A 25,511-nucleotide genomic window follows, 5' to 3' on the forward strand; every position below is an offset into this window, starting at 1 on the left:
AAAACTGAACGGCAGTCTAAAAACAGTAATCCAAGGATGGAGATGTCGCAAACCAGGCAACCATCCGCTAAAACTGTAAATTAAAGGGGAAGAGTGGATGAACAACGGCAAAGTTAGAATTTATGAATTATCAAAGGAATTGAATTTGGATAACAAAGAGCTACTAGCAATTTGCGACCAGCTCGATATTGCGGTCAAAAGCCATAGCAGCACGATCTCAGAATCCGAGGCAGAAAACATCCGGGCGGCAGCAGAAAAGCTAGCAACTACGAATGTGTCAGCCAAAAAGGAACTAGGTACAACCAGCCATAAGCCGAATTCACCACCGAACGGCGGACGTAACCGACCTGCTGCACCCCACAAACAGCAAATTTTGGAAATACGCAAACCCAAAATATTGAGAAATACTACCTCCAACGCCTCCGAGGCGTCACTTGCTAACAATACCCAAGCTGCCTTGTCTGAAGCTAATCCTCCCTCTCCTCCACGGCCTTTCGCTACACCAGTCTCACCCCTGAAACCGGCAGCACCAACTCGACCTGTGCCCCGGACTCAATCTGAGACTCAAGAGCAACCTCCGATCGCTGACTTGGAACAAACGCCTAATCCAAATCCGGCACCGGAAAAAATAGCATCCCAAAAACCGGAAAAAACAGTTTCACCCAGACCAAAATCGGAAAAACCGATCAAACCGCAACTAGTTGCTCCTCCAGCCAGACCTGAGGCAGAAGTTGCCCAGGTAGTAGATGAGCAGCCAGTATCTCAGGCAGATAAACCGATCCTCAAACGCGACCAACGGCTACGTCCCGCAGAAGGCGATCGCGAGCAAATTAAGCCAAGAGTCGCTAAACTGCCAACAGACCAGTCCGCACCAGGTGCGCCACAAAGGACAACTCGTCCTACCCCTGCACCCAGCAGACCAGAGCAGAGGGGTAATAGACCATCAGCACCATCACAAGTGGGAGAGGGACAAAGACCCAGACCGGCACGTCCAGGTGAAGCAGTAGCAGCCGCAATGCCGATCGCTACTCCACCCAGACAGATGTCAGGAATAGCGGGGAAATCTCAAGGATTGGGTGATGAGCCAGTCACACCGGATCTCCTCGACTTGAAACGCCCAAGTCCCCCTCGCCCAACCAAAGGTGGCAAAAAGTGGGTAGAAGAGGAAATCATTGACGAAGTTAAAGAGAAGGCAAAAGCTGGCGTTAAAGGCAAGCGGATCAAACCCATACTCGATGATGAGTTTGAAGAAGATTTGCTGGATGATGACGATATCGACTCACCAGCCACCGTCCAAGTCAGCCTTTCGATCGCTCGTCCTCCCAAACCCAAAGCGACTCGACCTGTACAGATGCCAGGTGCAACCCTTGCTAGCGCCCCAACTGCAAGAGGGAGAAAATCTGGTTCTAGGTCTGGTTCCAAGTCTTCGGGCCGCGACCATCACCAAAACCGTCGCCAAGAAGCCGAGACAAAACGCGATCGCCCCGAAAAAGTGACGATCACAGGGCCGTTGACTGTGCAAGAACTGTCTGACGTTTTAGCCGTTCCCGATACAGAGATTGTCAAAATCCTGTTCCTTAAAGGTATGGCGGTGAGTATCACTCAAAATCTAGATATTCCCACAATTACTTTGGTAGGAAAAGAACTAGAAATAGAAGTTGAAACCGTCGAACGAGAAGCAGAAGCTCGGAAAATCACGGAAATGGTCGGCGCAGAAGACCAAGAATATCTTCATCGCCGTCCCCCTGTCGTGACAATTATGGGTCACGTAGACCACGGTAAAACAACCCTACTGGACTCAATCCGCAAAACTAAGGTGGCTGCTGGCGAAGCTGGCGGTATCACTCAGCACATTGGTGCATACCATGTAGATATAGTACATGAGGGCAAACCACAGCAGATAGTCTTCCTGGATACTCCTGGTCACGAAGCCTTTACAGCTATGCGGGCACGAGGAGCGCGGGTAACAGACATTGCGGTGTTAGTAGTGGCTGCTGATGATGGTGTCCGTCCCCAAACCATTGAAGCCATTAGTCACGCCCAAGCTGCGGGAGTGCCAATTGTTGTTGCAATTAACAAAATTGACAAAGAAGGGGCACAGCCAGAGCGGGTTAAACAAGAACTGACCCAGTATGGTCTGACCGCAGAAGACTGGGGTGGTGAGACAATCATGGTTCCGGTGAGCGCCATCAGAGGTGAAAATCTGGATACGCTCTTAGAGATGATTCTGTTAGTAGCAGAGGTTGCAGAACTATCTGCCAACCCAGATCGTACCGCCAAAGGAACTGTCATTGAAGCACATCTGGATAAAGCCAAGGGAGCAGTTGCTACCCTGCTAATTCAGAATGGCACCCTGCATGTGGGAGATATCTTGGTAGCTGGTTCGGCCTTTGGTAAAGTCCGAGCGATGGTAGATGACAGAAGTAAGAGAGTAGACATTGCTTCTCCTTCCTTTGCTGTCGAGGTACTAGGTTTAAGTGATGTGCCAGCCGCCGGCGACGAGTTCGAGGTCTTCCACAACGAAAAAGAAGCCAGATCCCTCGCTAGCGATCGCGCCGATAGACAACGCCTATCCCGCCTGTTACAAGGACGTGTTACCCTCACAACGCTGTCCGCTCAAGCACAAGAAGGCGAGTTGAAAGAACTCAACTTGATCTTGAAAGGAGACGTACAAGGTTCCGTAGAAGCTATTGTGGGAGCGCTCAAGCAAATCCCGCAAAACGAAGTCCAAATTCGGATGCTGTTGGCGACTGCTGGGGAAATCACCGAGACAGATATCGATTTAGCCGCTGCCAGTAACGCTGTAATTATCGGCTTCAACACCACCTTTGCCAGTGGTGCTAGACAAGCCGCCGATGAAGCAGGTGTAGATGTCAGAGAATATAACGTCATCTACAAACTCCTAGAAGATATCCAAGATGCCTTGGAAGGTCTTTTGGAACCAGAGTTGGTGGAAGAACCCTTGGGTCAAACCGAAGTCCGTGCTGTCTTCCCAGTCGGTCGTGGTGCGGTTGCCGGTTGCTACGTTCAATCTGGCAAGCTAGTTCGCAACTGCAAAGTCAGGGTGCGACGTGGCGGTAAAGTGATCTTTGAAGGCGTTCTTGATTCCCTAAAACGGATGAAAGAAGATGCCCGTGAGGTCAACGCAGGTTATGAATGCGGTGTCGGCATGGATAAATTCAATGATTGGGTTGAAGGTGACATCATCGAATCCTATCAGATGGTTACGAAGCGCCGTACTCTCACCTTAACGAGATAGTGTTAAGGGTAAAATGCTTAGGAGTTAGGAGTGATACATTAGGAGTTAGGAGTTAAAGACTACTAATTCTTAACTCCTAACTCTTAACTCATAACTTTTTATTATGCATTCATTTCGCTCTGAACCTATTTTGTGGATTCACGTCGCTGGATTGGCGACGTTGCCTGTTTTTTTAGTACTCTGCTTATTGTTCCTGTCTGTAGGCGAACCGTTTTTGCCAGTCTGGATGGAGCTATCCCTAGTTGCCGCCATTGGTGTTCTCCCACTGCTATGGATGCAGTTGCGTCGCCCCTTTTATATATTTGCTCTTTTAGGAATAGCCCTAAAGCCAGAAAATCTGACTGAACGGCAGCGAAAAATTCTCTGTTTAATTAATACAAAATTAAATCGTGTCCTGGCATTAGTGGCAGCAGTATTATCGGTTTGGATATTGTGGAATCTTTACCAAATTGCCCCATTAGTAGCAAATTCAGCTAAATTCCTCCCACAATGGCGCAGCCTTGCACTAGTGCTTGCGGGATTAGCCTTTTTAGGCAGCAATCTATTTTTACAAATACCTGTGAGTGTAATGCGAGTTTTGGTGATTAATGAGACAGAATTCGCTGGCATCGAGCCATTATCTTTAGAAAAGATTAAGCAAGATTTCACCATTTTAGGAGTGCGGGTTAATCAAATCGTGCCCCGATTATTGCAATCATTGTTTAGGATCAATACAGATTCGTAGTAGCCCCTAAAGTATATTATTTCACTTTCAAGGGCTAGAGAGGAGAGCAGGGGGAGCAGGGGGAAATGAGGGAAAAGCAATTAATAACCAATGCCCAATGCCCAGTTACCGTTGAAGTTTAAAATAAAGGAATAAGGAACTATGGCTCAAATTCCAGCTTCTAGCGATCGCCAATTTTCTGCCGATACTGAAATTTGGTATAGCCTCAAATGTGCGATATCCACTAGTTCAGGTTTTCAACGTTGGCAACTAGAACGCGATGCTCAATTGCATGGAATTCGCTTGGAACAGCAGGTACAGCGGTATTTACGAGAAACTTTAGAAACTTTAGCTTACTAAACACCTAATAAATCTTGTAGGTTTGTTTGCAAGCGGCGGAGTTGACGGTATGCACTCTCCAAGCGATCGCCATCAACTTCCACTTCATTGGTGGGATAATTCTTAATAATTTCAATCAGCGATACTTGGCCGTCTTGACTCGCAGAAAGTACCAAAGCAGCTCGTAAAGCCTGCCGATCTGCTCTCCGAGACGGTGTAGAAATAACTTGACTAATTTGAGCCAAAATAATATTACCAATCTGGCTATTTAGCACTCTATCTAAAAATACAGGGTTTACCTTCACTGGCTTTGTTAAATACTGGCGAATGGCTTTGGGGTCTTGTCGCGCTAAAGCTAAATTCACTCTTAGTGAACGTGAGAGTTCGCCTGTTTGAGCAAAGGTGGATAGTTCCTCTACAGAAAGTGATTCGCGGAAGATACCATACTTCAACACTACTCGTTCCGCAGCAAAGGCAGGAGTGGACAAAAATAGAAGACAGATACTACCCACTAAAACTAAGAGACGACGTAGCCCCAAAAAATAAAAACGCATTTCTCCCGATTTCCAATAGGTTTGCTTTTCCTGCAATCGTATTCCAGCAGAAGTAGTCGCAGTATCTAGCTTTAAATAATACTAAAAATCGCCTCATCCCCATAGTACCCATAAGAAAATTTTCTAGATAACACAATATTAGGACTTACGCAAAAAAACTCTCTACCTTTTATTCCTCTGTGTCCTCTGTGGTTTGATTTTCCATGACTGTGCGTAAGTCCTAAATATAAGCAATGTATAAGTTCTGTGATCTATCTAGGGAATTTAGCTGAATCAGTGCTAATCATCCAGTATAGTTTGCATGGGTTTTACAGCAGCTACAAAGCTGCTACCTTTAACCTTGTTCGACATACCGTAATTCAGCACATCACAGACTCAAAAAATGAAATATCGGGGTTATCACATTTCTCTAGCGAAAAATTTTCGCCTTCTTTCTAGCAGTCATCTCAGATATACTTTGCGCGTAGGAGCCGGACTAACGGCAATACTTGTTGTTTCTAGTGGGTCAATACTACTACCTAATGAGGTTAATGCTGGTGCCACTCATCCAGAAAATATCGCCCCAACTATCACAGCGCAAGCTCCTGCAACTGCCGCAGCAATTTACGTTAATTCAGCAACTGGTGCAGATAGGGCTGGTGCTGGTGCCACCTCATCTGCACCCTACAAAAGCATAAGTTTCGCTCTCAGTCAAGCCCAAGCAGGTACTGTTATTCAATTAGCACCTGGTAACTATAACCAGGAAAGTGGTGAAACCTTCCCGCTTTTACTTAAACCAGGGGTGACACTGCGGGGTGATGAAGCTACAAAAGGTCAAGCGATATTGATTGCAGGTGGAGGCTTCTACACTAGTCGCACCTTTGCCAGACAGGACATTACCATCCTGGCCGAGCAAGATACCACGATCGCTGGTGTCACCGTTACTAACCCAAATAGCCGGGGTACGGGTGTGTGGGTAGAGTCAACTAATCCGATTATCAAAAACAGTACTTTTACTAACAGTGTCAGAGAGGGTGTTTTTGTTACGGGTACAGGCAATCCCAAAGTCGAAGGTAATCTCTTTGTGCAAAACAAAGGCAATGGGATTTCAATTGCTAAAACTGCCCAAGGAGAAATTCGGAGTAACTTATTTCAGGATACCGGTTTTGGTCTTGCGATCGGTGGCACTTCCACACCTCTAGTTGTAGAAAACCAAATTATCGAAAACCAAGACGGTCTTTTTATCTCAGAGTCAGCGAAGCCCGTATTGCGTAAGAATGTCATTCAAAATAATAAGCGGGATGGAGTTGTAGCAACTGTTAGTGCTTTACCCGACCTTGGCACTAACGAAAATCCTGGTGGCAATCTTATTCGCAACAACACTCGTTATGATGTGAACAACGCTACCAAAACAGGTAAGATTGTCGCTGTTGGCAATGATATCGATCAGAAAAAGATTTTTGGCTCAGTAGATTTTGTTGCCGCCAGTGTTGACGTACCCCCTGGAGGGCCTGTTGCCTTTAAAGATGTGCCAGCAAATTACTGGGCAAAAACCTACATCGAAGCCTTAGCCTCCCAAAATATTATTGCGGGTTTTCCTGATGGCAGCTTTAAACCCAATGAACCTGTAACCCGCGCTCAATTCGCCACTATTGTCACTAAAGCCCTAAAACCAGCAGCTAAACGTGCAGCCATTCAGTTTAAGGATGTAGCAAGCAATTTCTGGGCTTACGCTGCCATTCAATCTGCTTACCAGAGTCAATTTGTTTCTGGTTATCCCGATGGCACTTTTAAACCACAGCAGCAAATTCCCAGAGTACAAGCGTTAGTTGCTTTAGCTAATGGTTTGGGCTTAACTGCAAGTAATCAAAATATCCTTTCTTTTTACACCGATGCGGCCCAGATTCCTAATTATGCGATCGCTCCTGTTGCTGCGGCAACTGCACGGCAACTAGTAATCAACTATCCCACAGTGAAGCAACTAAATCCTAATCGTCAGGCGACTAGAGCCGAGGTTGCTGCCTTTGTTTACCAGGCACTCGTCAATGCTGGACGTGCCCAACCAATTCCTTCATCTTATTTGGTAACAGCCCAATAAATGCCTAGTTAGCAAATTGGAAGCGCCAGACTAATAATTTGTTAGTCTGGCGCTTCCAATTAATGCGATCTTTTTAATTTTGAGTTTTTCTAAATATAAAATTTGGGGTATTTAAATATAGCCGACCCCATTTGAATGTGATTAGGTTTATGGTCAGGGTATTTATATAAGCTAACCCCGTTTCAATGATTTTTATTTTCCCAGAAATTTTTGCTTTTTGGAATTTCCTAATAATTTTTTTATTTTTTCTCTCTCATAGCTCAGATAGTGAAATCAGTAACTTACGATAAAATTATGCTTAATGGCTATCTGAACGTGAAGCATGAGTGTCACCCAAAACCCATCGCTGTATCCTGAACCTGTATTCAGGTTAGTTGAGCAAGCAATTAATCAACTATTTCCACATTCTCAAAAGTTTGATTAACGTTTTTTAAATTGCCATAGTCTGAGGGTTGTGGCGATAATGTTAACACAGGGTTATCGATGCCCAGTTTGAATTTCAACTGGTGAACTGCCTTCAAGAATTAGGGCTTTTACCCGATTGGGTGCTTCGTTGCCGACGCTGTTCCCAGCGCCAAAGGAAGACCATTAGGGCAACTATTCCTACTTGCAGAGCTAAACTTGGCATTGCACTCTCAACATTGCGTCCGGCAAGCACTTGGAAAAAAAAGACGAATGCACCGAGTGAGCCAGAAGCACCGAAAGCGATGTAGAAAAATTGTCGTAAGCCGCGATAAGGAGCAGCTATTTCTGCTTTGAGGCTGGCGTATTGTTCGGGGTTAAGACGATTTTTGCGATTTTGATCCACCATGATTAAATCATGTTATACTCTTAGATTGTGTACGCCGATGTGGCTCAGTGGTAGAGCAGCTGATTCGTAATCAGCAGGCCGTGGGTTCAAATCCCATCATCGGCTTTGATAAAAGTATTGCTCAATAATTAGAGTTTGACATAAATCAAGCATCTAGCCAAATAGGTGTGAAAACGATGTCTACGGCGGCAAGCTACGCACCAGACTTCTACACCCAGCGCCGCAAATCGTTGCATCAACAACTGGTTAATCTCGGTTTCTGCACCACTCCGAGAATGGTGCATAGCTAATTCTTCAAGTATTCCAAATAAGCGATCGCAATCTCACATCAATTAGTTTAGTTTTTAACTGTTATATGAGAAAATTGCGCATCAATAACCCGCCCTGCTGACCTTTTTTGTTGACGCTTCAGCACTCCTACCGCACCAAAAGCACTAAGGGCTAAAATCCCCAAGTTTATCGAAGGTTCAGGAACAGACTTAGCCTCAATCGCCGCCAGTGCAGCGTCTGCTACTAACTTATGAGCAGCAGTCGTTGGGTGGAAATCGTCCCAGAAGAGAAACTTGTTGTTAGCTGGCTCGCATATATCTAGCCTAGATAGACAAGACTCGGTTACATTCGTAAAACCTAATGCACTGGTCTGATTAAATAAAGAAAAAGTATCAATAGGAATGATGTTAAGATTTGGGTTTTGACTCAAAGCGCTCACAGTTTTTGCTAAACCCAAGTTAAACTCACTAGTCGATTTACTAAGGGTTGCAGGGTTGCGATCGTCAATTTTAGCTGCTGGGATCTTTCCCAAATCTGACAAATTAAACACCAAAATATTTTTCGCGCCGGCTCCTACCAGAGTATTCAACGCCAGGGATATATTACTGATTGGCGTGGTAGAGTCTTCGGGGTTAAGAAAAAGGAAATCATTCCCACCTCCCCACAATGTATAAAGTGCATTTGGGTCAGCAGTTTGATTATTTGCTTGCAGAGTTCCAGCAAAACCAAGGACTTGTTGGAGTACTCCCGGTAAATTTGGATTAGGAACGACAGCGTTACCTGAACCAGAGCTAGCACCACCGAAAGCGAAGTTTATCCCTTGGGTAGCAGGTGTGGAAGGAAGAGTAGTGAATAAAGTAGGCTTTAAACCTAGCTGCTCTCCGAGATAATCCACCCAGAGCGGCCCATTGGAAAAACGTCCTTCAAAATAAGGTGGGCTTAGAGGGAATGTTTTCCCAGTAGCATTATATATATTGCCTGTATCAGAAAGACTATCGCCAAATACATAAAGCCGATCAAAACTCACAGCCGAAGCTTGGGTCGGCAACATGAAAGAAAATAGAACAAATCCTGCTGCTACAGCTTGTTTTTTCATATTTGTTTTACCTATGGTCTTTTTAACTTGTTTCAAAGCAATGAAAGGGCGATAGTCTCACAACTTACTCTTTTGAGATACTTCAAAATTAAGTACGTCTATTGAGTTAATTTACGTTGTTTCACTTAACTATGCCTCAAAAATTTATGAAACACAGGTAAAAACCCTTAAAACACTTAGATTTACATTTTCTTGATGAAAAATAGGTATATTACAAAGAAATAGCAAAATTTTTGTACTAAAGGGCGGAATTGCCCACTTTTATGCTGAGACTGGACTAACTGCAACTAAATCAGGTACACGTCGTAGACATAGCTTTAACTTTGCTTTAGTTTCAAAGCCTCAGTAGCCGATACACCCTCACCCTGACTACCGAAATACCACAAAGCCGTAGCAGCCTCAGCACGAGTTACTGATTTTTTGGGTTGAAACAGAGTCGTATAACCAAACACCCGCCGAATATTCGATTGTTCGCCATTTTGGTAATCAGCCAACACTGCTCTTAAAGCCTTGGGGTCAATTCGCGCTGCGTCTTGGAAACCCCAGGTTTGTTTGACCGTATCTAAGTTAGCAGAGGGTAAAGCTTGGCGACTATCTAGGGGTAATTTCCACAGCAGCAATTGTTCTCGCGTTAGAGGTGCATCAGGACGAAACAAAACGGCTGTAGAATCTCCAGACAAAGGACTGGGAATTAATCCAGCTTCGGCTAATCCCTGAATTGCTGGGAAATCAGGATCTTTTGCTGACACATCACTAAAAGCTGGTTGAGTACTTTCTGATGCCAAACGAATCTGTTTAGCTGGATTGTTGGTATATACAGCATTGTTAGCAGCAATTAGCCAACGAGCATATTCTCGATGTGTGACGATTTTACCGGGTTCAAACTGATTAGTTGTGGTCGTGGAGTTGCTCTTAGTTGTTTTTGCTTCAATAGATAAAACACCTAATGCAGCCAAGTCTTCGATATGTTGCCGCCATTCTTGTGGTGCCTTATTCAGATCGTTGAATACCTGAGATTTAGGGGTGGCTGTAGGGATTGTTTGGTTATTAGCTGTTGTGCTTGGTGTCTGTGCTGCCAAGTTTGTGGATGGTATTGGGCCAATGAACTGTGAATTTCCCGGTTGAGGAACGGCGTTAGCAGTTTCGTTAGGATTTGTAGTTGAAGTAGGTTGTGCTGTTGCAGTACTATTTGGTACGTAATCAATCAGTAATTCAGTGGCTGTTTGGGGTTGATTAGGTGTGGCGTTAGTAACTGATTTGGGCTGAATGGAAACCTTCAACAGCAAATCGTTGCGACGTGCCTCAAAAGCTCCTCCCGCGTCATCTGTCGGCTGTTGTAAAATCTGCCAGTTATTTGTTTGAAACTGGCTGCGATAAAAACTAGCAATAAAATTACTGGGGTCAGAACTTAACCAACGAGTTGAGACTTTGTTTTCTGAGCCGCTAGCAGGTGTAACTTCCTGTAGTTTGGCATTGGAATATAAAGGGATATCTTTAGGAAAATCAGATGGTAACTGAACTGCTGATTCATTTTGCTGTGCTTGCGGTTGATTACCTGGGGATTCTCCAAAGACAACACCATCGCTTTGTAGTTTCGGATCTGCCGCCAAAGATTGCTCAAGGTTTTTGGCGACTGGACTATTAGCACAGGCTGTTAACGAAGTGAGTATAACAGCCCAAATTAGAAATACAGCTGGACGTTTACAGGGAAGCACAGGAAATCACAAATTGAGTTTCAATTCCTACCCTAGCGCAGACTGTCCATTAAATGGGAATGGGGCATGGGACACGGTTATTCTCCTTTATTGCCCTGCTCTCCTCTGACTCTCTATAATCACCAAAAGACACTACCGACTTACTACGTCTTCTTCCTAAATGTCTATGTTAGTGATGATATCTCCAAAAATGAGTAAACGGTAGCAAAAGCTACCGTATTGTCTTCGTTTTACAGCCATTAGGTTTTGATAATTCCTATGCTTATTTATAGAATTCCCTAAAATTCTGAAAAACTAACATTTTTGATAAAAAACATCAATAAATCTGAAATCCTTGCTCTATAGGAGTTTCATGAGTTGAAAGTTTGTAGTAAAGAATTTAGTCTTTAGATGAGGACTTGAGCCACCGACTACAAACCGATCGATACTTGATCGTGAACCAATTTTTCAGATAGTTACCTAAACATCCAAGTTGTAGAGCAGATAACTGATTGATAACTGGTCAAAAAACAGTTTAGCTAGCAAAAGCTGGAATCTACTTCCAGATGCACTAGTTGTAATGCGATGCCTACCCCAAGCAACTGAAGTGATAGACTAGTAATAAAGCCCCCCTTAGCCTCACCCAAAGAGGGGAATAGATCGAGTTCATTAACACTGGCTGAAAACCGATTCTGGAAATTATTCATCTGACGATGGTAAGGTGAGTAAGGCAATCTCTGGAAAATGCCAGTGTTAAACAATTCCAGGAAATTAGCGTAAGTTCGTTCTTATTGGCGACTAGGGTAAATAGGTAAAGCAGTCAAGAGTCGCAGCAGTTTCCCTAGTATTTCTAAATTGATTTTCTGGAGAAAGTGCCACTTGTGCTGTAGTCAAGGGTTTCTTGACAACCTCGAAAGCAGTGAGTGCTTCCTCTAAAAGTGCGCGATCGCCTCTATGTTATCCAAAACTTTCCCTCAATCAAGCCATCCCCTGTTATTCTGGGATAGGGCTGTGGTTCTTTTAGGAAAGCTGGAAGGTGCGCTTCGCAAGTTATAGAAGTAGTACATAGTTAGATATGGCTGTTTTTACTCAATCCTAGTTAATGATTGGTTTGAGGCAAAAAAGACACTTCATCAAATGCACTGGCGGTTGAAAAAAAACTCTACAAACTTGGTCTGAACAGTTAACAGCTTCCTGATAGATTAGATACAATTAGCATCAGTGTTTTCTTGGGCGTAGGCGTAGCCCGTCGTAGACATCGCTTGCTTAAAGCGAGTACTCAAATTGACATGGTGCTGTACTAGCCGATTTGACATACCATTAAACCTTTCACCTCCTGGCTCTGGTGAAAATTTTTGATTCAGGGCAAATTAAGACTTATATTCAAGGGGCTTGGGTGTTTCTTGGAGATGAAGTTAACCAAAAGGGAGCAAAAGGCTGAATAAGATATGTCTGATGTCAAAAACACAGATCTGATAGGAATATGAAAATCTAAAATAGATATTAAGAAGAAAAAACAACGACCATCGACAACCGTCAGTCCTTTTTACTTTCTGTAAAGCGTCACCGGGTTGTTACCAGTGCTGAAACACGATTACATGCAAGTTTCCCAGGATCAGCCTATTTATTCTGAGGCTCCACTCCAGCTGTTACTGTTTGTCGATGGACGCCCCAAGTCCCGTCAACAGGTGCAGCGAATACGTGCTTACTTAAAAGAATTGCAGGCTGAGTATAGTTTTGAACTTCAAACTATTGATGTTGGACAACAACCTTACTTAGCAGAACACTTTAAATTGGTAGCAACGCCAGCTTTAATCAAAATTCACCCGGAACCACGACAGGTTTTGGCTGGGAGTAATATCATAGCGCAATTGAAAAACTGGTGGCCTCGCTGGCAAGCCGCTGTAGACGCCTATTTGAAATTACAAGAAGACTTACAAGAACGGATAGACGATACTGCTAGAGTGACATCACCCAAATCCACTATCCGTTCAGTTGCTGTTTCTGCCGAACTCATCCGACTCTCAGACGAAATTTTTCGCTTAAAACAGGAAAAAGATAACCTCCAAGAGCAGCTACAGTTTAAAGATCGGGTGATTGCGATGCTGGCACACGATCTCCGCAATCCCCTAACTGCCGCCGCGATCGCCATCGAAACTCTCCAATCTAACTACAATTTAGAGACAGGCCAATTTCAACGCCTCAAACCATCCTTGACAGCGCATCTATTAAAACAAGCCCGTAATCAAACGAAGATCATCGATCGGATGATTGCCGACCTTTTGCAGGTAGGTCGTGGCAAAGATACGGAGTTTCCTATTTTACCACAAAAGGTACAGCTAGGTAAATTGTGCTTAGATGTACTAGAAGAGTTGTGCGATCGCTACACCGCCAAATCCCAAGAGGTCGAAACAGATATTCCCAACGACTTACCTTATGTATATGCCGATCCAGAACGTATCCGGCAAGTGCTAGTGAATCTGTTGGATAATGCTATCAAATACACCCCAGAAGGTGGCAAGATTAGCATCGCCGGATTGCACCGCACTACCCAAAAAGTTCAGTTTAGTATTGGCGATACTGGGCCTGGTATTCCTGTAGAGAATCGCGATCGCATCTTTGAAAACCACTTTCGCCTGCAACGGGATGAAGGTACAGAAGGTTACGGCATTGGCCTTTGTCTATGCCAACGCATCGTCTTGGCACATTATGGCCAAATTTGGGTGGATTCCGCCCCCAATAACGGAGCATGGTTTCACTTCACACTGCCAGTTTATCCTTCTTAACTAATGGGTATTGACAAATGACCAATGACTAATGACTAATGACAATTAAGAACTTGAGACAAAGCGATCGCGTCCCCCGGCCTTTGCTTGATAGAGTGCTTTATCTGCCAGCACGATCAACTCTGAAGGTGAAGATTCCCAAGTCGGGACAACAGTTGCCACGCCCATACTGAGAGTGACGTGCTGACTTACAGCAGAACCGTCATGAACAATTTGCAAATCTTTGATTCCGGCTTGGATTGCGGCGGCAACGTGAAGTGCGCCAGATGCAGGAGTGTATGGCATAATTACAGCAAATTCTTCGCCACCATAACGCGCTACTAAATCCTGATGTTTTTGTGCCTTAAGGCTTAAGACAGCGCCCACCTTTTGTAAACATACATCCCCTGCCGGATGGCCATATTTATCATTATAAAATTTAAAAAAGTCGATATCACACAAAATCATTGACAAGGGAAATCCCTCTTGTGCGAGATTAATCCATTGAGTATTGAGATAATCGTCAAAGCGGCGACGATTAGCCAACTCAGTTAAGCCATCTACATTGGCAAGGTGATGCAAAGCTTCGTTTGCCGCCTCTAACTGTTTGTATACTTGTGCTTGCTGTAGCAGTCGCCGCAACCGCTGGCGCAATACAGGCCAGTGAATTGGCTTAGTGACATAATCAGTCGCTCCCGCTTCAAAAGCACGGTTTACAGATTCCTCATCGTCCAAGCATGTGATCATCAAGATGGGAGTGCGCTCCCATATCTTGGAGATGACTGTATTGTTAAGAGTCGAGTCAGTATCAAAAGTGGCAAGGGCTGAGATTAAATTATTCCTAGCAATCTGGAGCAAGTTCTTACAGCAGGTAAAGCCATCCATCACAGGCATTACAGCATCTAGCAAAACTATATCCGGTTTGATAGTCTCGTAAGCATCTAAACATTGCTTACCATCATTGACCTCAACTACTCGATAACCTTCTTGTTCCATTGCTTTACGCAACAATACCCGGATGGTCTTGTCATCATCAGCCACTAGTATCAGTGGTGGTTGCTTAGAAACAGTAAATGGGCTTATGCCTGACATGAGTTGCCTTCCACTTGCGGACCTATCCTGAAAAAGGCTGTGCAACTCAATCGCATGGGGGCGATCGCTATTTTCATCAATGCCAGAATTTGCGGCAAAGGCGTGTCTGGCTTCACAATCAACTGTTTTTTGACAATGGACTGCCCAATGTTGTTGGGCCAAGCAAGCGGTAGATAAATAAGTTGCATAGACAATCTGTAATTGGAACACGAAGGCAATTGCTGCCTTTTTGTTCAGCGATGGTTATGGGAGAAAATGTTACTTTTATATTTCCCTATTGTTAAAGTCAAATTACGATTTTTTTGAGAATTACAAATACACACCCTAATTATTTAGTTATGTAGTTAGTTTATAAACCTAGTGAGATAAGGAAAAGCAATTGTCAAAGTACCCTCAGAAGATAGCTAATACTAAATACTAATATCACCTGACTGAAATTTATTTAGTCTATCCGACAAGGCTTGCTGAGGTTTAGTATAATTACATAAGATTGAGATAAAACTTAGTGCAAAAATTTATTTTCAAGTGACTTCATAACCATTTCTTTCTAGCCATAAACCACCCAGAACTCAAGCTGATTACACAAACAAGCAAAAGTTCTTACAAAAACCATCCAAACCTATTGACCTTCGCTAAATCTTTAAAATGCCAGACTCATTAATGTACCAGCAGGATCATTTTGTTGTTCTAGAAACAAATCAGGCAGAACAATTTATGACACCATCAGAGCTATTAGAAAAGCTCAAAATAACTCTTCAACAACTCATAATTCAAGATTTACCGCCTGACTTGCAAAAGTTTGATACTGTGGAAACTCAAGCCCAATATTTAATTGACACTAGTTGCGAATTAGATATTGGGCCTGGAAAATATTTACAGTGGTACGCAGTTCGTTTAGAAAAGTAACTTTTTGGTAAATGCTTAAGATTTTGCTCTTAACTACTGACTGGTGACTAGTGATTCTTTTTGAATATTGATTAGCGCTAGCTCAATTGTATTTTCAGATGGCTGCATTATTTGAATTTCCAATCCAGGTCCAAAATAATTGGTCATTTTTTCATGCTTTTTTTGCCACACATCAATTGGTATTAACGGTGAATCAAATTCTAAAATTAGGGCATAGCTCCCATCAACTTCTGTTTCTCGTAACCCTGTGACTGTTGGTCGTTCCTGATCGGTGGGACTCAAACCCAGAAAAGAAAGTGTTGTATCTAGATGAGCGTCTTGACCGTAGCAATATCGGGTGATGTCTTTGCGAATTTTATTTTGCGTATCAGTTGCTTGCTGTTGGCGCAGTATCAATGCTGATGGTGACGTAGTTTGGGTAAATGGTACTGGCTTAAGTTCATTAGCTTTTAGTGCCAGCCCTCCCAATAATAGAGGAATCCCGTAAAAAAATCCGACAAGATTGAGTGTGGCATTATTATCAGCATAGGCGACGAAGCCAATGATGGTTAATATGCCACCGATAGTTAGACCGAGTGTTCCTAAAGAGATTTGGCGTAGCATGAGCTTAAATTAGTATAAAGTCTGAATACCTTAGTTTTATTATCATCGGCTATGAGCAACAAATTAGGAAAGAACATCGTCCCCAGGCGCTAGTATTCAGCATTGCCATATTAAGGCGGTTAAACCGCACGGGAGTTGCTAAAGAGCCGGAAGGCAACACACCAAGAGCCAACAAGTCAAGCATTTCCGCCCAAAGCACTAGCTTCGTTTAAACGAGACTTTACCCACTTTTGTCTTTGTGATTTTCAAACACTCAATTTTTCCTTAGTCTACTATTTGCGCAGCATCTCGTAGGGAAGGCAGGTAGCTCTAAGTTGACTACTAACGGCGTATAGTGTGCCAAAATATTAGATTTTGAGTTAACTTTAAATTTAAAGGTAGTTAAAGATAGGAAAAAAATAATGGATTTACAGACTATAAAAGAACGAATTGTCGCAGTTCAAAGTAAACGCGATTACCTATTAAGCTTACTGGAGCAACCAAACCTGGGAACTTTGAGAATAGATGTAAATCAGGCTTTGGAAGAACTGGATGAACTAATTGATGAATTTAGACGCACCATTCCAGTAGAGTAGAAGTTATCAAAAATTACGTCGGTTTCACCTTAACTTTAGGCTAGACCGACGTTTTTTAGTAGTATCATGTCTTCAAATCCCCAAAATTGAACTAAGCCTGAGTTGGCGAAGCAACATCACTGCATCATTTATCCTGCCACTTAACCATCTCCTGCACGCTGACCTAGCTGCCTAACTAAGGCAATAAGTTCGCTTGTAGGTACATCTTTCTTGCAAACGTCATCAAAGCTAGACATTGCCTTTGTCCCGTGAAAATTTACGTCTTCCACTGAGGAGTAAGCAAGAATCTGGGTGTTCGGAGATATAGCTTTAATGTGACTGGACGCACTCCAGCCATCCATGACTGGCATCTGTAAATCTAGAACAATTACGTCAGGATGGCAACGTTTAACCATTTCTATAGCTTCTTCACCATTACTGGCTAAACCTACTACTTGAATATTTTCCTGGCAAGAAAAAACCAATTGTAAGGTTAAACGAGTCAGTTCGTGGTCATCAACTACTAAAACACGCAAGGTAGAAAGCTCGCAGGATAACATTAACATTGAGGGGAAAGACAAATTTATTCAGAATAGCCTCTCCAGTTTATGAGAACAAGTACCAGCACTGACTCTATCCTATGGTTGAATAACTTGTGTGAACCCTATGATAAACGACTTAGACAACTGCTCAAAAAATTCAATTTTTCCAAAAATAGCTAAGTTGAGCTAGTTGTCAAGGTATAAGTAACTTATTTTTTTATCAATCAGGCTGAGACTACACCACTTGAGCGTAATGCCATGTTCATGAGAATTTTTTGTGAATTAGCTTCTGGAGAATCATCATAAGGACGCCGTTGAATGTAAGTACCATCAGCTTGTAATTCCCAAGCTTGGCGATTATCTGCGAGCATAATTCCCATAATTTCTTGCAAATCTTTAGCAATATCTGGGTCTTTTACTGGGGTAATTACTTCGACTCGGCGATCTAGGTTGCGACGCATCCAGTCAGCACTGCCGATATATATCTCCTCCTGTGTATTGTTATGAAAATAATAAATTCGAGAGTGTTCTAAAAAGCGACCGACAATGCTAATGATACGAATGTTTTCACTAATATCTTTGATTCCTGGGCGTAAACAACAAACACCCCTGATAATTAAGTCGATTTGCACTCCAGCGCGGGAAGCTTCATATAAAGTGGCGATAATTTCTGGATCGACTAGGGAATTCATTTTGGCGACAATCCGTCCAGAAAATCCATTTTGAACATTTTCGATTTCGCGGTGAATTAGTGCCAAAAAGCGATCGCGCATATTCACAGGCGCAACCAGCAACTCTCGATAAGATTTTTGCAGGGAATATCCGGTTAAGAAATTAAATAAATCTGTGATGTCAGCACCCAATTCTTCACGGCAACTAAACAATCCCAAATCTGTATACAGTCGTGCTGTTTTAGGGTTATAGTTACCGGTCCCAATATGCACGTAGCGACGTATCCGGTCTTTTTCGCGCCGTACCACCATGACGGTTTTGCTATGGGTTTTTAGCCCGACTAAACCATAGACGACATGAACTCCAACTCTTTCTAGCCGTTTTGCCCAGTAAATATTATTCTCCTCATCAAATCGTGCCTTTAATTCCACCAGCACAGATACTTGCTTGCCATTTTCGGCAGCGGCAATCAAGGCATTGACTATGGGCGAGTCACCAGAAGTCCGGTAAAGGGTCATCTTGATGGCTAACACATTCGAATCGTAGGCAGCATGGGTAATAAAGCGCACTACTGTAGCCGAAAAGGATTGATAAGGATGGTGTACTAGTAAATCCTTTTCCCGAATTACAGCAAAAAAGTCCTTTCCTTCGTCCGTCTCCAGCGCATCTGGGTCTAAACTCGGTTCTCTCAGCCTTTGCAGCCGTAATGGTACAACAGATTGGCGTGGTGGATCTTTGAGTTCCGGCAATGGCAAGGACATAAAGTACATTAAATCCCGCAGTCCCAAAAGACCATCTACCTCGTAAACATCACTTTCTGTTAATTCCAAATCTTGCAATAATCGCGATCGCACTATTTCCGGAGTTTGGGATTGAATTTCTAGCCGGACTGGACTTCCACCTAAACGCCGTTTTCGCAATTCCTGTTCGATCGCTAACAACAAATCATCTGCTTCATCTTCTTCTAAGACCAAATCGGCATCACGGGTAATGCGGAACGGATGATATTCTTGAATGTTCATCCCTGGAAATAGAGATTCCAAGTTATGAGCGATGGCCTGTTCTAAAGGTACTCCAGTCCAGTGGGCAGGTTTTTCGCTGTTCTGATCTCCCAACTCAGGCGGTATCGGTAAAAATCGTGGGAGAACACTAGGGACTTTGATTCTGGCAAAGAATTCCTCTTCGGTGTCTGGGTTCTTGACCACAACAGCCAGATTTAAACTGAGATTAGAAATAAAAGGAAAGGGATGACTAGGATCGACAGCCAGAGGAGTCAAAACTGGAAAAACTTGTTCCTCAAAATAGCTGTTGAGATGAGTCCGCTGCTTTTGATTCAAATCTATGTAATTCAGAATATGAATGCCATGATTTACTAGTAGAGGACGAAGTACTTCCTCAAAATGTTGGTGCTGTTTGTTGACATGGGGAGTGAGGGTAGACCTAATATCGTCTAGCTGTTGTTGTGGTGTGCGACCATCGGGAGTTAACAGGCTAACTTTTGCCTCTACTTGTTGCTTTAAGCCAGCAACGCGCACCATAAAAAACTCATCTAAATTAGAGTTAAATATTCCCAAAAACTTAAGACGTTCTAGAAGTGGGGTGCGATCGTCACAGGCTTCATGTAATACCCTGGCATTAAATTCTAACCAGCTTAACTCTCGGTTAAGATAATATTGTGGATCGCTGAGATTGATGGGGGTAGCGCTTTTCTTAGATTTTGCCATAATGACCTAAAGGCAGGCAGATGTAGCCCATTCAACTGGGGGACAATAAATATAGTAAGTTAAATGGTGCTTGAGCAAAACGCTGAGGCAATTTTTTGCTGTGCTTATTATCTAACTCACTACTGGTAAAGGACAGACATCAGACTTTTAAAAATCTATTTGTATTTAAATAACTTTAGTCAAAGATTCAAAAATTAACTTGTGTAGACACGAAAGCCAACATTACTAAGAAATTTTTGGACGCTTTGCGCGATCGCCTTGGGTATTTTCCAGATAATTACCCTACCCACCCAACCTATAACTAGATTTTATAATCGGTTTCAACTTTGTGGAATGTGGTATTGGCGTATAGTTATCTGCCATATTGCATCCATACAATAACTGCCATCAGCCTGGGGATTCAAATCGTTGCCCACAGCATATTAACCATAAAGATACACTTAAGATTTAGCAAAGATATGACGTAGCCATATCTGACAAGTTTTAACGAATTATTAAGCAGCGTTTACATAGATTGGGGTGTTGAAAGCAGTCTCAAGTCTTACCTCCACTACTTTCTAGATTTGATTTTCTAAAACCCAAAATTTGGTGATTATTGCCACGAATTTCATACAGTTACCGATTATGCATAAGCCTTGCTGCGACTCTATTTATATGATGTTTTGAAGCTTTTATTCAGATCCACGCCATTACTTCCATCTATTAGTTTTTTTAATTTCTGACCTCTGTAATTTATCTAAAATTCAGTATTCTTACTGGGATTTTTTTGGCAGGCAATGGTTATATTGAGAACGTAAAGAGAAACAACACGGGGAGTTTGTTAATCATGAAAGTTTCTGCAATTCTCAAAGGCAGCGTTTGTGTATTAGGTTTGGTTGGTGTTGGTAATTTATTTGCAGCACCTGCAAATGCAGGAGATGCTGCTGCTCGTGGTGCGGTTACAATTGTTAGACCATCAGGTGCTTCTGTCAGCGTCAGTGCTGAGTTAACTGCACCTACTTCTGCATATTTCACCGGACCAGCGTTAGTTATTACACCTACATATAGCGGTACCGCGGGTGCAAATGACGAAAGCGTAGTTACTTTAACAATAGACCCAGGTGCAGTTGTAAACTTGGTCTCACCACCCAGTTCTACAATCGAAGCAGCTATTGCAGCCAAGATTGATGCCGGTACTGTTACAGCAGTTGAAGACCTAGCAGCCCTTGTCAGAGCAGCTAGTGTTAATGGCGGTCTAGAATAGACTGATTATTAACTGACAGAAAATCACTATAGTGTCAAAAGCTATTGGCTTTTACTCTATATGTTTTCACTTCTTGAATTAATTTTCAACCTCTGTTTGGGTATTGTTTGAGAAAATTTTGCCATCAGTTGAGACGAAACGTCTACGACTATCCCCATGCTGGGCATTGGCATCAAAGTATTTGGTAATACGCGAATCAATTCTTTGACTGGCTCTCCTTTACTTATATCCATAGTTTTGACAGGGGATAAAGTAGAGAGTGACTGAGATGTAAAAGATTGAAGAAAAAAATACAGCCCCTTGAATGTAGTTGAGGGGCGGTATTTCCAAACTTATCTACTATATTACCATATAAACCCGGTTTCTTGCAGAAATCGGGCTTTTGATGTTGTTTAAATAGATACTTTACGAAATCTTTTAAATTAGCCAATAGGTAAAATACAAAAGCCAAAAGACGGAAGCTAGAAGGCAATAGGCACAAGACAATAACACAATAATTACTCTTGTTATTTGCCTATTGGACTTTGCCTTTATTTACTAAGTGTCAATTCTTATACCAAATTTTGGTAGTCTAGCAATCAAATTTTCTGAAAAGTTACCGCTATATTGCTCATGCCAATCAAAAAAAGCATGAGGAATAAATTATGTATAGCGTGTTTCGTCAATTGCCTAGAACTATCAAAAGAACCATTTGCTTGCTGGGTTTTATCAGTGTAGGCAACTTTATTGCAGTGCCAGTATATGCACAAGAAGCTGTGGCACGTGGTGCTATTTCTATAGTTTCGCCTTCCGGCGCTTATCAAAGTGTTAGTGGTGAACTCTCTTTACCTGTTAGTAATAATTTTTTAAATCCCGGCACAAATACGACTCTAACAATAACGCCTACTTTGACAAATATTGGAGCGACTAATCAAAGAATAACTTCTTTATCTCTGACAGTAGGCACAGCTAGTGAAATAATCACAAATAATAACAATTCGTTTTTGAATCCAACTTTACAAACAGTCAATAATCAAACATTAATTCCCGATACAGCCTCTCCCATTCAAACAGTCAACAGTACTAATGGCTTAGGGGCTTTAGAATAGTTGCAAAAACTATATTAAATTTATTGCATCTACGATATTTGATAATTCTTAGGCAAGAGGGAAAGAGCAAAAGGCAATAGGAAAAATCCAAGGAAAAAGAAAGGGAAAGAAACCTCCTTGGATTGTACTGATTGTTTTTACATACTAAAATAGTACTCTCCTATATTGTTATATTGTTGAATTAAAATCGATAACCACCTTGAATTTGCATATCAAGTCCATTTTCTCCTGTACCAATTTTAGATTCTATAAAAATATTATTATCTGTAAAATTATATCTAAAAATAGCTCCGTAGTTTAGACCAGATAATCGGGTATTTAAACCCACATTCTTGGTAAAATAATTTTTAATATAAGCACCAACAGAGAAATTTATACCAACTTTTTGTAAACCTTGTAACTCATAAAAAAGGCTTTTACCTAACTCTAGGTTACTATTAATATTTAAACCTGTGCTAGTGCTAAGTTCACCACTAAACAGTGTTAAAAACTCACCATTGCTATTATCTTGAATAAAAGCTATTGCAGGAGCTAAAGAAAAACTTATATTTTTTTCTTGATGATTAAAATAATAGCTGAATACAGTGGAAAAAGGATTATTGCTATTTGATGCACTATTCCAGTCAATTTTTAATGATGGTATGTGAGTGTTGACAGATACAGGTTTTTTATTTGAGTTTAGCTGGACATGAGTTTTAATATAGTTAGCCAGAATACTGGCATATATACCCACAGATGGTTCTGCTAACCCTAAATTATTATTAGAAACTCCAGGCGCTGAGTTGGCATTTATATTAAACCAAGTTCCTAAGCTAGCGCTATAGTTTAAATACCCAGCAGAACCAGCAGCTAATAATTCGACTGAAGGTAAAGATAGATAACCATCAAAGCTTTTAAAACTCACACCTATGCGATCGACTCTGGTGAGTTCAAAATAATCGAATGCTAAATCAAATGTGCGGACTGGAATTGGTACTATAGTGTTATCTTCAGAATTAAATCGTTGTACAAATTGTCGTCCTTGGGAGTTAGTCAAAATAACTTCAGCACCGCTAGATTCGTTAATAGGATTAATATCAGTATTAGTCAAAGGCATTTGATTTCCTATGAAAGTCAGAGGGCCAAATCTTTCATTAGAAAGTCTGAGGGTTGAAAAGAATGTATCCCCTGGATCTAAAAGTTCAACATCTCTTTGTAAAAATTGGACTGTGCGTTTGTGATTTCCTGTTCTCAGTTCCAAAATACTAGAATTATTGGGAGTGATTTTACTCTGAAGTGTGATACTTCCAGAGACTTGTTCTAGATCGCTGGTTGCATTAGAATAAGCTAAAGTACGATTTAGTCTGTTGTTAATTTGTCTTCTTTGATTTGGTGTAGATTTTGTATTTAATTCAACAAAACTTTCTCCGTTTTTAAAGCTTTGTCGTGCTTCTGCTAAACTTTCATTAATATTATCTATTTTAATTAATTCAAAGATTCCGCCTAATGCCAATCCTAAAGTAGAGTTAGCTGTTTGGATACTATCAATACTAAAGTCACTTAAATTAGCTGTGATAGACAATCCTGGGCTAGAAAAAATATTAGAATAACTAGCACTAATTTTTTCTTTATCATATTGAACAATAGTACGATTATGAGGATAGTTAACATATAATCTGTGCCAATTAGAAGTTTTTTGTGTCTCAGATAAAGTTTTAAATATGGGGTCTCTTTTGCCGAAAGATACCCATAATAAAGAATTTAAATAAGATAAGTCTCTGTCAAGTGGCGTCAAGTAAGGATTAACTGCTATATTTAATAAATCAAAATTATCAAATTCGCCTCTCTGGGCAATCTTAACACCTGGTAATGAAGAGACAGGAGCAGTAAAACCAAAACCTTCACCCGTTAAGATATTTCCCCATAAAATACCAGTCGCTTCTAGAACACGATCGGGAATAATTTCGCCTAGCTTGAGTTGAACGCTTCCGCCATTTAATAAAGGCTTTAAATTCGTGGTAGGAAAGGCTTGTAAAATTTTAGGTGTATTAGTAGCATCTAAGAAATCAAATAAAGATCCGCCACCATCATTACTAAAAGTGGAACCGCTTCCAATAATGGGTGTAGTATTTTCCAGAACTGTGACATTAGGATCGTTAAGATTAATTCCGCTATTAATTATTACTTTACCAGCAGGTATTCCTTCAGGATTAATTAGTTCTCCTGCTAGAGAAAGTATAGAAAAATCTTGAATTTTAGCTCCGCCAACTAATTCATCAAAATTCACAGGTAAAGTACTAATATTTTGCAATCCCCAAAATCCTTGGGTTGATGTCATATTTTGGGTAATGTAAGTTTCAGAAGCTCTACCTTGGGCAAGAATACCTGCTTGTGTACCTTTAGTCTCAATTACTAATCTATTGTTATCGAGAACCCAGTAAAACTGGTCATCTTTGGGAAATTTAGCATAAGTAAATTTATCAATAAACTGATTGTCTCCAGAAAATTTGATATTTAAATCTGTATCTATATAATTTTCGTCTTCATTTGGTTTAAATAATTGAGGTTTAAAAGTCAGGTTATCTGTTGGATTAACAATCCAAGAATACCGATTGGAACTTGCCGTCAGAGCGTCAATAATTATTTTCTTTTGGATTACTTGTTGTTGTTTTTTTGTTCGACGTAGTTTTTCTATTAGTATTTGTTGCTGGGGTGTGTATGGTTTTAATGGATTTGAATTTGATGGTTGAATTGTATTTGGTTGAGGCTTTTCTTCATCTTCTTCAGGTAGCTTGGGAGGTTTGTCTTTGTATTCTTCAATTGGGATAACGTCAGCAATGGTGAATTGGCGTAACTGTTTTGGTTTCTCTAGGTTAGAGTTAGACTTTCTTAAAGCCTGTTTTAACAGTTCTTGGCTTTGGAATTTCTTTATTTTTTGATCGGAATTGATTAATGACTTGTTATGATTAGCGATTAAATCAATATTATTGTGCCTGTTTATGCTTAGAGCGATCGCAGGTAATTTAATAAATACAATTTTGTATAAAATTGTTGAATATAATAAACAAATTCCAAGAATTTTTACATTTTTTTTGAATCTCATTAGGGAGATATTGATACCTTTTCGATTTGAATTTTTCAATGTTTTCAGAATAAAATTTTTGGCGATTCAAACTATTGAGCATTGGCTAATGTCGAAAATTAACCATTATTTAATACTTGGTCTTTGAATTGATTGTTGATTTATTTGATTCGATGGATTCAACAGTGTTTCAGTAAATATAGGTAGTCAAAAAAGTTTGATTTCTTATCCTGGCGCAAAGAATAAAATAGGATTAAGCAGATTTACTGCAACAAGAGTGTAATTCTTGAGCAAAAATTCAACCTCAGCAAAATCACCACAACTCAAAAATTGAGCCATGTTTTAGCCGTATAAATACGTAATTCAAGGCTGTTAGCTTAAAAAATAAAGTAAAAAATATACTTCAGACTACTCAGTTCTGTCTGATAATTTGATACACTTCGGTGACTGTCATATTA

At 41.2% G+C, this 25,511-nt stretch carries 20 protein-coding genes, 1 tRNA gene and 1 pseudogene; 10 read left to right on the forward strand and 12 right to left on the reverse strand.

Annotation, left to right across the window (positions count from 1 at the left end; genetic code table 11):
* Nucleotides 1-97: 97 nt before the first annotated feature.
* From infB to V7K44_RS14240, 3 genes are all read left to right on the forward strand, one after another.
* Nucleotides 98-3,259, forward strand: a complete 3,162-nt coding sequence (gene infB, locus V7K44_RS14230; RefSeq protein ID WP_334932427.1) for a translation initiation factor IF-2 — start codon at nt 98-100, stop codon at nt 3,257-3,259.
* 103 nt (nt 3,260-3,362) lie between these two features.
* On the forward strand, nt 3,363-3,983 hold the full coding sequence (locus tag V7K44_RS14235; RefSeq protein WP_334932429.1) for a low-complexity tail membrane protein: 621 nt from the start codon (nt 3,363-3,365) through the stop codon (nt 3,981-3,983).
* 141 nt (nt 3,984-4,124) lie between these two features.
* On the forward strand, nt 4,125-4,322 hold the full coding sequence (locus V7K44_RS14240) for a hypothetical protein (RefSeq protein WP_012412012.1): 198 nt from the start codon (nt 4,125-4,127) through the stop codon (nt 4,320-4,322).
* Here the strand turns inward: V7K44_RS14240 and V7K44_RS14245 are convergent.
* Nucleotides 4,319-4,855: an alpha/beta hydrolase gene (locus V7K44_RS14245; RefSeq protein WP_334932431.1), complete on the reverse strand. Its 537-nt coding sequence runs from the start codon at nt 4,853-4,855 to the stop codon at nt 4,319-4,321. The genes V7K44_RS14240 and V7K44_RS14245 overlap by 4 nt on opposite strands.
* Before the next feature lie 382 nt (nt 4,856-5,237).
* On the opposite strand from V7K44_RS14245, the gene V7K44_RS14250 reads away from it, so the two are divergent.
* Nucleotides 5,238-6,932 carry a DUF1565 domain-containing protein gene (locus tag V7K44_RS14250; RefSeq protein ID WP_334932433.1) on the forward strand — a complete coding sequence of 565 codons (1,695 nt, stop codon included), beginning with the start codon at nt 5,238-5,240 and terminating at the stop codon, nt 6,930-6,932.
* 517 nt (nt 6,933-7,449) lie between these two features.
* On the opposite strand, the gene V7K44_RS14255 is transcribed toward V7K44_RS14250, so the two are convergent.
* Nucleotides 7,450-7,743, reverse strand: a complete 294-nt coding sequence (locus tag V7K44_RS14255) for a DUF3493 domain-containing protein (protein ID WP_334932435.1) — start codon at nt 7,741-7,743, stop codon at nt 7,450-7,452.
* A gap of 33 nt (nt 7,744-7,776) precedes the next feature.
* Here V7K44_RS14255 and V7K44_RS14260 point away from each other — a divergent pair.
* A tRNA-Thr gene (locus tag V7K44_RS14260) sits at nt 7,777-7,848 on the forward strand.
* Nucleotides 7,849-7,871: 23 nt separating this feature from the next.
* On the opposite strand, the gene V7K44_RS33200 is transcribed toward V7K44_RS14260, so the two are convergent.
* The 3 genes from V7K44_RS33200 to V7K44_RS14275 form a co-directional block, all read right to left on the reverse strand.
* Nucleotides 7,872-8,027: a hypothetical protein gene (locus V7K44_RS33200; protein WP_442940690.1), complete on the reverse strand. Its 156-nt coding sequence runs from the start codon at nt 8,025-8,027 to the stop codon at nt 7,872-7,874.
* 53 nt (nt 8,028-8,080) lie between these two features.
* Nucleotides 8,081-9,109: an SGNH/GDSL hydrolase family protein gene (locus V7K44_RS14270; protein WP_334932437.1), complete on the reverse strand. Its 1,029-nt coding sequence runs from the start codon at nt 9,107-9,109 to the stop codon at nt 8,081-8,083.
* Between the two features lie 317 nt (nt 9,110-9,426).
* A complete protein-coding gene (locus tag V7K44_RS14275) occupies nt 9,427-10,824 on the reverse strand; it encodes an S-layer homology domain-containing protein (RefSeq protein WP_334932439.1) in 1,398 nt (465 codons plus the stop codon).
* A gap of 1,559 nt (nt 10,825-12,383) precedes the next feature.
* Here V7K44_RS14275 and V7K44_RS14280 point away from each other — a divergent pair.
* Nucleotides 12,384-13,589: a histidine kinase gene (locus V7K44_RS14280; RefSeq protein WP_334836840.1), complete on the forward strand. Its 1,206-nt coding sequence runs from the start codon at nt 12,384-12,386 to the stop codon at nt 13,587-13,589.
* 45 nt (nt 13,590-13,634) lie between these two features.
* Here V7K44_RS14280 and V7K44_RS14285 read toward each other — a convergent pair whose 3' ends face one another.
* On the reverse strand, nt 13,635-14,660 hold the full coding sequence (locus V7K44_RS14285) for a PleD family two-component system response regulator (protein ID WP_334836965.1): 1,026 nt from the start codon (nt 14,658-14,660) through the stop codon (nt 13,635-13,637).
* Complete coding sequence (locus V7K44_RS14290; protein ID WP_334932442.1) at nt 14,648-14,848, reverse strand: hypothetical protein; 201 nt, start codon at nt 14,846-14,848, stop codon at nt 14,648-14,650. Before V7K44_RS14290 ends, V7K44_RS14285 begins: the two co-directional genes overlap by 13 nt.
* Before the next feature lie 457 nt (nt 14,849-15,305).
* On the opposite strand from V7K44_RS14290, the gene V7K44_RS14295 reads away from it, so the two are divergent.
* Nucleotides 15,306-15,566, forward strand: a complete 261-nt coding sequence (locus V7K44_RS14295; protein WP_334932444.1) for a chlororespiratory reduction protein 7 — start codon at nt 15,306-15,308, stop codon at nt 15,564-15,566.
* Between the two features lie 33 nt (nt 15,567-15,599).
* On the opposite strand, the gene V7K44_RS14300 is transcribed toward V7K44_RS14295, so the two are convergent.
* Entirely contained in the window at nt 15,600-16,169 is a 570-nt protein-coding gene (locus V7K44_RS14300; protein ID WP_334932446.1) for a DUF2854 domain-containing protein, read from the reverse strand.
* Nucleotides 16,170-16,570: 401 nt separating this feature from the next.
* Between V7K44_RS14300 and V7K44_RS14305 the strand changes: the two genes are divergently transcribed.
* Nucleotides 16,571-16,744, forward strand: a complete 174-nt coding sequence (locus V7K44_RS14305) for a hypothetical protein (protein WP_199784779.1) — start codon at nt 16,571-16,573, stop codon at nt 16,742-16,744.
* A 140-nt stretch (nt 16,745-16,884) separates the two neighbouring features.
* Here the strand turns inward: V7K44_RS14305 and V7K44_RS14310 are convergent, their stop codons facing one another.
* Nucleotides 16,885-17,289 (reverse strand): response regulator, encoded by a 405-nt coding sequence (locus V7K44_RS14310; protein ID WP_334932542.1) that lies wholly within the window; start codon nt 17,287-17,289, stop codon nt 16,885-16,887.
* Between the two features lie 162 nt (nt 17,290-17,451).
* Nucleotides 17,452-19,661, reverse strand: a pseudogene (ppk1, locus tag V7K44_RS14315) (polyphosphate kinase 1).
* An 826-nt stretch (nt 19,662-20,487) separates the two neighbouring features.
* Between ppk1 and V7K44_RS14320 the strand changes: the two are divergent.
* On the forward strand, nt 20,488-20,904 hold the full coding sequence (locus V7K44_RS14320) for a hypothetical protein (RefSeq protein ID WP_334932448.1): 417 nt from the start codon (nt 20,488-20,490) through the stop codon (nt 20,902-20,904).
* 56 nt (nt 20,905-20,960) lie between these two features.
* Here the strand turns inward: V7K44_RS14320 and V7K44_RS14325 are convergent, their stop codons facing one another.
* Entirely contained in the window at nt 20,961-21,137 is a 177-nt protein-coding gene (locus V7K44_RS14325; protein ID WP_334932450.1) for a hypothetical protein, read from the reverse strand.
* A gap of 411 nt (nt 21,138-21,548) precedes the next feature.
* Here V7K44_RS14325 and V7K44_RS14330 point away from each other — a divergent pair, with 411 nt between their 5' ends.
* Entirely contained in the window at nt 21,549-21,992 is a 444-nt protein-coding gene (locus tag V7K44_RS14330) for a hypothetical protein (RefSeq protein WP_334932451.1), read from the forward strand.
* Between the two features lie 181 nt (nt 21,993-22,173).
* On the opposite strand, the gene V7K44_RS14335 is transcribed toward V7K44_RS14330, so the two are convergent.
* Entirely contained in the window at nt 22,174-25,113 is a 2,940-nt protein-coding gene (locus tag V7K44_RS14335) for a hypothetical protein (protein ID WP_334932453.1), read from the reverse strand.
* Nucleotides 25,114-25,511: the final 398 nt, after the last annotated feature.

Source organism: Nostoc sp. (genome assembly GCF_036917235.1).
Taxonomy (GTDB): Bacteria; Cyanobacteriota; Cyanobacteriia; order Cyanobacteriales; family Nostocaceae; genus Nostoc.